Below are 8,633 nucleotides of genomic sequence, written 5' to 3'. Positions count from 1 at the left end.
TTAACTACACAGTGTGGCTTTGAATCCCCATCTGATCGGGCATCGGCGTGAACTGGCCCGGTTCATGTACCGGTCAGGGAACCTGTGCCGTCTTAGGACGTACCGAAGACGACAGGGGCGGGACGCTCTTACCGACGCAGTCCATGGGGGATTGCGGGGGGCGGCCGAATTCCTGGGTTGGCGATTTGAGGTATTCCCGAATGTCACCGTCGCTGAGCGTGGTTGCCGACAACGACCTGAAGACCACTCCGAAGACCGAGACCGTCGCCGAGCGCGTGCGCCGGCTGCAGGCCGAGGCCAAGCAGCTCGCCAAGGATCACATCCGCTCGCTGTCGGCGGCGCTGCTCAACGCCGAGCAGATCGCGCTCGAGATCTCCGAGGGCGGCGAAGCCTATCCGCCCGGCGTGCGCGACCTGGCCCGGCGCATGGTCGAAGACTGCGAGATGCGCGTCCAGACCCTGGAAGCCATCGTCTCGCGCACGCTGTAGGAGCCTTCGCGTCCGCGCCGGAGCTGCCCCGCCGAGGGGCGGCTCCGCGCGGCGGGGCTTAAGCCTTTCCGTTAAGCCTGCAGGACCCGCCGCACGGCGGGTTTTTTGTGGGCCACGGACCACGAACCCACACGAAAGACCGAGCGCGCCGCGCCGGCCGCGCCACAGGCGTGGTCCCCTACTGCACGAGGTCGCGGAACTCGGCGGAGCGGTGCAGCCAGGCGGCGGCGTAGGAGCAGATCGGGGTGATCTTCAGGCCCCGGGCGCGGGCCTCCGCGCCGAGCGCGGCCATCAGCCGGCCGGCCGCGCCCGTGCCGCGCAGCGCCGGCGGGCTCTCCACGTGGTCGATGATGAGGCGCCCCGCCTGCCGGCGGTAGTCGGCCCAGGAGGTCAGGCCCTGCTCGTCCATCTCGTAGCGGGCGCCGGTGTCGCGCAGTTCGCTCATCTCGATGCTCCTTTCAGGGCGCTCGAACGCCATGGCCCGCCCGATCGATCCCGGCTAGCCTCGCCGCGTAACTGGGGCTTGGAAGGGGGAGTCTCAAGATGAAACGGCTGGGCTGGATGGCCGCGGCGGGGCTGAGCGCCCTGGCGCTGGCGGGTTGCCAGAAGAAGACCACGACGACGGCGGAGACCACGACGGCCCAGGCGATCGGGCCGGGCGCTGCGGCGCCGGCGGCCCCGGCGGCCCCGGCGGCGGCGCCCCGGCGCAAGGCCGGGCTCTGGCAGATGTCGATGAGCTCGGAGGGGGTGCGTCAGGCGAGCACCATCTGCGTCGACGCCGACACCGACGCCAAGCTGGGGCTGGCCGGCCAGAAGCCGGGCGCGAACCCCTGCCACGAGAACAAGATCACGCCCCGGCCCGGCGGCGGCTACGACATGGAGAGCGTCTGCGACCTGGGCGACGCCGGCAAGATGACCACCCACGGGACGCTGACCGGCGACCTCAACGGCAGCTACAAGGTCGCGATGGAGACCACGACCACCGGCTCGGCCGCGCCGCAGATGAACGGCACGCGCAAGATCGAGATGGACGCCGTCTGGAAGGGCCCCTGCCCGGCCGGCATGAAGCCCGGCGACATGCAGGTGGCCGGCATGAAGATGAACCTGCTCGAGGCCCAGAAGCGGTCGCGAGGCGGGGAGTAAGCAACCTTCCGCTCGTCCCCGCCAAGGCGGACCGGCCGCTTGGGTTCCGCCTGCGCGGGATTGGGCGGATAGCGCGCCGCTACGGCAGCTCGACGGCCATGGCGGTGGCTTCGCCGCCGCCGATGCAGAGGGAGGCGAGGCCGCGCTTGCCGCCGCGCGCCTCGAGGGCGGCGATGAGGGTGGCGAGGATGCGCGCCCCCGAGGCCCCGATCGGGTGGCCGAGCGCGCAGGCGCCGCCGTTGACGTTGAGCTTCTCGCGCGGGATGCGCAGCTCCCGTTCGGCGATCATGGCGACGACGGCGAAGGCCTCGTTGACCTCGAAGAGATCGACGTCGTCGACGCTCCAGCCGGCCTTCTTGAGCGCCTTCTGCATGGCGGGCACGGGAGCGGTGGTGAAGAGGCCCGGCTCGTGGGCGTGGGCGGCGTGAGAGACCACGCGGGCGACGATCTCCATGCCGAGCTTCCTGGCGACGCTTTCGCGGGTCATCACCAGCGCCGCGGCGCCGTCGGAGATCGAGGAGGCGTTGGCGGCGGTGATCGCCCCGTCCTTGGCGAAGGCGGGCTTCAGCGTCGGGATCTTGGCGGGATCGGCCTTGGCCGGCTGCTCGTCGTCCTCGACGAGGACCGCGCCCTTGCGGGTGACCACCTCGACGGGGACGATCTCGCGCCTGAAGGCGCCGCTCTCGGTGGCCGCCTTGGCGCGGTTGAGCGAGCCGATGGCGTACTCGTCCATGGCCTCGCGGGTGAACTGGTAGGTGCGCGCGGTCTCCTCGGCGAAGGAGCCCATCAGCCGGCCGGGCTCGTAGGCGTCCTCCAGGCCGTCGAGGTACATGTGGTCGTACAGGGTGTCGTGGCCGATGCGGGCGCCGGCGCGGTGCTGTTTCGACAGGTACGGCGCGCCCGTCATGCTCTCCATGCCGCCGGCGACGATGATCTCGGCCGAGCCTGCGGCCAGCGCGTCGTGGGCCATGATCGCGGCCTGCATGCCGGAGCCGCACATCTTGTTCACCGTCGTGGCCTCGACCGAGGTCGGCAGGCCCGCGCCGATCGCGGCCTGGCGGGCCGGCGCCTGGCCGAGCCCCGCCGGCAGCACGCAGCCCATGAAGATCTGCTCGACCGCGCCGGGATCGGCCTTGGCCCGCGCCACGGCGGCCTTCACCGCGGCGGCCCCGAGCTCGGTGGCCTTGACGGGGGCGAAGACCCCCTGGAAGCCGCCCATCGGGGTGCGGGCGTAGGCGGCGATGACGACGGGGTCGGCGGGGGTGCTGGTCATGCGTCGGATATAGCCGTCCCTCCCCCTAATGGGGAGGGGCAGATCGCCAGGCGATCGGGGCGGGGAAATGGGAGGCGAGGACCGAGCGTCGACGATTGGGGTTTTCGCCGCGCCGCAGGGGGCAGTTCCCCACCCTGCTCGGCATCGCCAAGCTGTCCCTCCCCGTCAAGGGAGGGACCCGGCGATGAAGCCGCCGCCGAGGAGGCGGGTGGGGGACTCGGGGGCGTAGAGGGCGCAGGCCTGGCCGGGGGCGACGCCTTCCTCCGGGGCGGCGAAGATCACGGCGGGCGCGTCGTCGACGACGGCCAGGCGGCCCGGGACCGGCTCGCGGGTCGAGCGGACGCGGGCGAGCACCGGGCGGCCGGCATCGCAGGCGGCCTCGAGGTTCTCGAGGTCGCCGATCCAGTTCGTCTCCTTGAGCGTCAGCGCCGGCGTGAGCAGCGCCTCGCGCGGGCCCACGATCACCTGCCGCGCCGCCGCATCGATCCTGACCACGAACAGCGGATCGCCCACCGCGACGTTCAGGCCGCGCCGCTGGCCGATGGTGTAGCGGGTCACCCCCGCGTGGCGGCCGAGCACGCGGCCGTCGAGGTGGACGATGTCGCCCGGCTCGGCGCCCTGCGGCCGCAGGCGGTCGATGACCGTCGTGTAGCGGCCCTCCGGCACGAAGCAGATGTCCTGGCTGTCCGGCTTGTCGGCGACCGAGAGGCCGAGGGCCGTGGCCGCCGCGCGCACCGCCGGCTTCGGCAGCCCGCCCAGCGGGAAGCGCAGGTATTCCAGCTGCTCGGCCGTGGTGGCGAACAGGAAATAGGACTGGTCGCGCGCCGCATCGGCCGCGCGGTGCAGCTCCGCGCCGGCCGGGCCCTCGGCGCGGCGCACGTAGTGGCCGGTGGCGAGCGCGGCTGCGCCGAGGTCGCGGGCGACGTCCAGCAGATCGCGGAACTTGACCGTCTGGTTGCAGCGCACGCAGGGGATCGGCGTCTCGCCGCGCAGGTAGGCGTCGGCGAAGTCCTCGATCACCTGCTCGCGGAAGCGGCTCTCGTAGTCGAGCACGTAGTGGGCGACGCCCAGCGCCTCGGCGGCGGCGCGGGCGTCGTAGATGTCCTGGCCGGCGCAGCAGGCGCGCTTGCTGCGGACCGCCGCGCCATGGTCGTAGAGCTGCAGGGTGATCCCGACCACCTCGTAGCCGGCCGCGGCGAGCAGGGCGGCGGTGACGGTGGAATCCACGCCGCCCGACATGGCCGCGATCACCCGCGACCCGGCCGGCAGGCGCACGGCCTCGCGCGCAGCCTCGATCAGGCCGTCGGCGAGCGCAGGCGTGGCGACGGGGGCGTTCATGGGAGCGGGTATTTAGAGCGGCGAAGGCGGAATTGCGAGCGCCCCCTCCCCTGATGGGCAGGGATTACTGGATCGCCAGCAGGTTGATGAGCGAGGACTCCTTCAGGGTCTGGAAGACCTGGGCGGCGGCGGCGAAGGAGGTCTGGGCCATCTGCAGGTCGGCGGCGGCCTTGGCCATGTCGGCGTCGGTGATGTTGCTCATCATCCCGGCGAGCGTCGTCTGGCGGCTCGAGAGGTCGGTCTTGATGTTGTCGACCCGCTGCTGAACCATGCCGTTGCCGGCGGTGATGGTGGTGATCCCCTGGTGCACCGAGTCCCAGGTGGAGAGCTGGCTCTCCAGGAAGCTGCGCTGGGCCGGGGTGAGGTTGGAGCCGAGCGGGCCCGAGCCGCCCTGCTGGAAGGATTCCAGGGTCTGCAGGGCGTTCATGAGCGGCGTGCCGACGTCGGAGGCGAGGATGCCGGTGGTGACGGTGGTGGAATCGTCGATGGCGGCCTGCGCCTTGAATTGATCGTTCTGGAAGAACGAGCCGATCGGCGGCCCGGCGGTGAGGTCGGAGAGCTGCTGGGCGGTGACCGGCTGGGTGTTGATCTGGCCGCCGGCGAACAGGTAGTTGCCGTTGTACTTGGTGTTCAGGGCGCCGACGGCCTTGTTCATCTGGCCCTGCACCTCGGCCATCAGCGTGCTGGCGTCGCCGGAGGCGAGCGCATCGGCGATCGCCTCGCGGATCGCCTGCGAGGCGTCGGCCACCTGGTTGAGGGCGGTGTCCTGGGTGGTCAGCTTGTCGGCGATCAGGCTGTTCTGGTCCTGGTAGCCGGTGAGCCTCGTCTGCACCGAGCGCATCGCCGTCAGCATCTCGTCGTTCTGGGCGAAATCCTTCAGGTCGGAGCCGTTCTTCTGGGTGGAGACGCGCACGCCTGCCTCCAGCTGGCGCTGCTGGGCGGCCATGATGTTGGCGAGGATCGCCGAGTAGTTTCCGACCGTGGAGACGCGGGTCACCATCTCAATTCTCCTCAGACCATGTTCATCAGGACGTCGAACAGGTCCTTCGTGGCCTGGATCATGCGGGCCGAAGCGCTAAAGGCTTGTTGATAGGTCTGCAGGCGGACCAGCTCCTCGTCGAGGTTGACGCTCTCCACCGACTGGCGGCGATTGACCGCCTCGGTCTGCACGGCGTCGGCCGACTGCGCCTGGGAGCCGGCCGCGGCGGCGTCGCGGCCGACCGCGCCGCCGAACTCCGAGGCGTAGCGGGAGATGGTCATGGTGACCTGGCCGAGCGAGCCGGCGGCCTGGAAGGTGGCCGTGGCGTCGCCGGCCTGGGAGAGCGCCACCGCCCCCGCGCCGTCGCCGGGCCGAAGCGCCGGCGTGCCGGGCGCGACGCTGAGGTCGAGCTGGCTGAACGCCAGCAGCTGCGGGTTGGCGAGCAGCGTCGGATTGACCTCGAACTGGCCGGCGCGCGCGCTGCGCTGGACGACGCCGATGCCGAACAGCTGGCTGAACGTGGGGCCGCCGGCGCCGCGCTGGGTGTTGTCGTCGACCACCGAGAGGGTCGCGTTGGTCGGCGCGGAGGGCGTGAAGGAGAGCTGGCCGTTGCCGTCCAGCGAGAACGCGCCGTAGAGACCGACGCCGGTCGTGCTGTTGTTCAGCGCCGACAGCAGGTCGCTCATCTGCGGCGCCGCCGGCATGGCGACGGTGACGTCGCGGATCGGCTTGCCGTCCGGCTGCGAGAGCCGGAAGGTCACCGTGCCGCCGGGCGTGAAGCCGTGCGCGTCGGTGGCCGAAAGCCCGGTCTCGTAGTTGGAGAAGCCGCTCGACTGGACGAGGTCGTTGAGGCCGAAGAACTGCGAGAAGGCGCGGCCCGCCTTCATCGACGTGCCTTCGTCGATGGCGACGCCGTTGCCGCCGCTGGCGCTGATCGAGAGCTGGTTGTTCACGTAGGTCGCCGAGCCGGAGGCGCCCAGCGCCGCGTTGAGGTCGGCCAGGAAGGTGGCGGGCGAGGTGGCGGTGGCCGCGCCGCCGTTGACGCTCATGGTCTGGGCGTCGAAGTCGATGGCGACGGTCTGCTGCACCACGCCGGCGGAATTGACGATGGCCACCGTGGTCTGGCCGGTGAAGCCCGAGACGGCGGTCGGCAGGTCGAGGCCGGTGTTGCGGCCGGTGAGCGTGGCCGGCGGCGGCACGGCGCTGGCGGCGTTGTGGGCGGCGTTCAGCGCGTCGGTGGCGCGGCTGACGAACTCGCCGAGCTCATCGGAGATCCCCGGCAGCTTGCTGTCGCGCAGGTCCAGGAGGCCGCGCACCTCGCCGCTCGACACCTGGATCGGCTGCGGGTTGGAGCCGACTCCGGGCTGGGTGGCGGTGATGTAGCCGGGCGTGGAGTCGGAGGCGTTGTAGGTGAGCGTCGCGGCGGTGTCGCCGGCCAGCAGCACGCCCTCCGGCGAGCGGACATCGACCCCGCCGTTCTGGCGCTGGGCGACCTTGATGCCCATCAGCGAGGACAGCTGGTCGAGCAGCTGGCTCTGGATGTTCTCCGCGCCCGAGGCGTCGGCCTGCACCAGGTTGGCGCGGCTGATGTCGCTGTTCAGCTTGGAGATCTGCTGCAGCAGGCTGTTGGCCTGGTCGACATCGGAATTGATGCGGGTGTCGACCGTCGAGCCGAGCTGGACGATCTGGGTGTTGATGCGATCGGCCTCGGTGAGGAAGTCCTGGACGTTGGCCAGCGCCTGGGTGCGCAGCAGGTTGTTGGACGGATCGTTCGCCGAGGCGGCGAAGGCGGAATAGACGTTGTCCAGCTTGTTGAAGAAGAAGCTGGACGTCGAGGGGTCGCCGAACAGGCTCTGGGCGTTGTCGAGGTATTGCGAGAAGACGTCCCAGCGGCCGGCGTCGGAGCCGGCGTTGAGGCTGGCCAGCTGCAGGTACTGGTCGGTGACCCGCTGGATGCCGGTCACCTGGACGCCCATGCCGACGCCGGCGACATCGAGCTGCTGCTGGTCGACCTGCTTGCGGACGTAGCCGGGCGTGTTGACGTTGGCGATGTTGTCCGAGACGGTCCTGAGGCCGGTCTGGGCCGCCATCAGGCCCGAGGTCGCGGTCTCCAGCGCGATCGAGAGCGACACGAGATTAACCCTCCGCCCGGCAAAGGCTGACGCAAGGCTGGGCGGATTTTGCCGAGCCTATGGTGAACGCGCGCGCGGGGCGCCTGAAAAAATCCCGCATAATCAATGCTGGTCCCTTCCGGGCCGGATGAACCTGTGGATGTGACGCGCAAGTCCGGCGCCAAAGCCTTCGGCGTGGCCGCAGACCGGCAGGGAACGCCCTCGCGCTCGGCAAATTCGGCCGCGGGGCGGCGGGCCCGGAGGTCGGGCGGATACGGGAAAACGCGGCGAAATCAGCATCTTAGACGTCTGGCCCGAGGGTTGCTCGGCAGCTGTCGAATAAGCCCGGCGCAGTCCGCGCCAGACGCCCCGCCGCAAAGGCCGCCATGTCAGCGCCCGCGCCCGTTCCTTCGCCAGCCCCGACCCCCGGCCACGCCGCGGGGACGCCGGCCGCTGCGACGGCCACGGCCACGGCCGCGGCCGGCGGCGCGCTGGCGGGGTTCGAGGCGCTGATCGCCGCACTGTTCGGCCCGGCCGCCGGCGCCGTCCAGCCGACCACGAAGCCGGCCGCGGCTGCGGCCGGCGCGGGGCCGCCCGCCGCAGCCGGCAAGGGCAAGCCTGGCGCGTCCGGCGAGGCCAAGACCCCCGCGCATCCGGCAAGTCAGGACGCCACGGCCCCGGCCGACGCATCGCTCGTCATCCTGCCGCTCACCGTCTCCATCGCCGCTCCGACGGCGGACGCTCCGGCCGCGCCTGCAGCGGGCCAGGGAGGCTCCGGCGCAGCGGCCGACACGCGCGGCCAAGGCAAGGCGGCGTCGGTGACCCTCGCCGCGCTGAAGCTCGCCGCCGCGCCGCCGCCGGGCGCGACGGCCAAGCCGGCCGCGCCGACCGAGGCGGCGCCGGCCGGGGCGCAGACACCTGCCACCACGCCCGGCCTGCAGCTTCCGACGCTGCCCGCGCAGGCCTCGCCCGCGGCCGAAGCCGCGCTGGCCGCGATCGCCAGCGAGGCCAAGGCGCCAGGCCCTGAGCTCGCTCCGGTGCTTCCCACGCCGCAGTCCGGGGCTCCATCCCCGAAGGGGACGACCGCGGCCCCTGGCAAGGCCGACGCTCCCGGGCTGGCCAAGGCCGCGAGCGGGCCGGCCTCGCCGACGCCGCCGAGCGCCGCCCCCGCGACCCCGGCCCCACCGGCCGCCGACGCGCCGCCGCCCAGCGCACCCGAGGTCGCGCCGAGCGCAGCCGCGGCGCCGGTCATCGCAGCGGCCACCGCCCAGGTCACGGCGCCGGCGGCCGATCCGGCCCGG

General features: G+C 71.9%; 7 protein-coding genes and 1 pseudogene. 3 read left to right on the top strand and 5 right to left on the bottom strand.

Annotated features, from left to right (window positions below; translation table 11 throughout):
• Window positions 1-200 precede the first annotated feature (200 nt).
• Entirely contained in the window at window positions 201-488 is a 288-nt protein-coding gene (locus Q0W60_RS16865) for a hypothetical protein (RefSeq protein WP_297697246.1), read from the top strand.
• 178 nt (window positions 489-666) lie between these two features.
• On the opposite strand, the gene Q0W60_RS16860 is transcribed toward Q0W60_RS16865, so the two are convergent.
• Window positions 667-933 (bottom strand): GNAT family N-acetyltransferase, encoded by a 267-nt coding sequence (locus tag Q0W60_RS16860; RefSeq protein WP_297697245.1) that lies wholly within the window; start codon window positions 931-933, stop codon window positions 667-669.
• Between the two features lie 98 nt (window positions 934-1,031).
• Between Q0W60_RS16860 and Q0W60_RS16855 the strand changes: the two genes are divergently transcribed.
• Window positions 1,032-1,631 (top strand): DUF3617 family protein, encoded by a 600-nt coding sequence (locus Q0W60_RS16855; protein ID WP_297697244.1) that lies wholly within the window; start codon window positions 1,032-1,034, stop codon window positions 1,629-1,631.
• Window positions 1,632-1,710: 79 nt separating this feature from the next.
• On the opposite strand, the gene Q0W60_RS16850 is transcribed toward Q0W60_RS16855, so the two are convergent.
• The 4 genes from Q0W60_RS16850 to flgK all read right to left on the bottom strand — a co-directional run bounded on the left by Q0W60_RS16850 (window position 1,711) and on the right by flgK (window position 7,353).
• Window positions 1,711-2,904 (bottom strand): acetyl-CoA C-acyltransferase, encoded by a 1,194-nt coding sequence (locus tag Q0W60_RS16850; protein WP_297697243.1) that lies wholly within the window; start codon window positions 2,902-2,904, stop codon window positions 1,711-1,713.
• Window positions 2,905-3,069: 165 nt separating this feature from the next.
• Window positions 3,070-4,242, bottom strand: coding sequence for a tRNA 2-thiouridine(34) synthase MnmA (mnmA, locus tag Q0W60_RS16845; protein WP_297697242.1), 1,173 nt, complete (start codon window positions 4,240-4,242; stop codon window positions 3,070-3,072).
• Between the two features lie 64 nt (window positions 4,243-4,306).
• Window positions 4,307-5,242: a flagellin gene (locus Q0W60_RS16840; protein ID WP_297697241.1), complete on the bottom strand. Its 936-nt coding sequence runs from the start codon at window positions 5,240-5,242 to the stop codon at window positions 4,307-4,309.
• An 11-nt stretch (window positions 5,243-5,253) separates the two neighbouring features.
• Complete coding sequence (gene flgK, locus Q0W60_RS16835; RefSeq protein ID WP_297697240.1) at window positions 5,254-7,353, bottom strand: flagellar hook-associated protein FlgK; 2,100 nt, start codon at window positions 7,351-7,353, stop codon at window positions 5,254-5,256.
• A gap of 365 nt (window positions 7,354-7,718) precedes the next feature.
• Here flgK and Q0W60_RS16830 point away from each other — a divergent pair.
• Window positions 7,719-8,633, top strand: a pseudogene (locus Q0W60_RS16830) (hypothetical protein); the annotation flags it as partial.

The organism is Phenylobacterium sp. (genome assembly GCF_025934275.1).
Taxonomy (GTDB): domain Bacteria; phylum Pseudomonadota; class Alphaproteobacteria; order Caulobacterales; family Caulobacteraceae; genus Phenylobacterium.
This window is presented reverse-complemented; position numbering and strand designations above follow the sequence as displayed.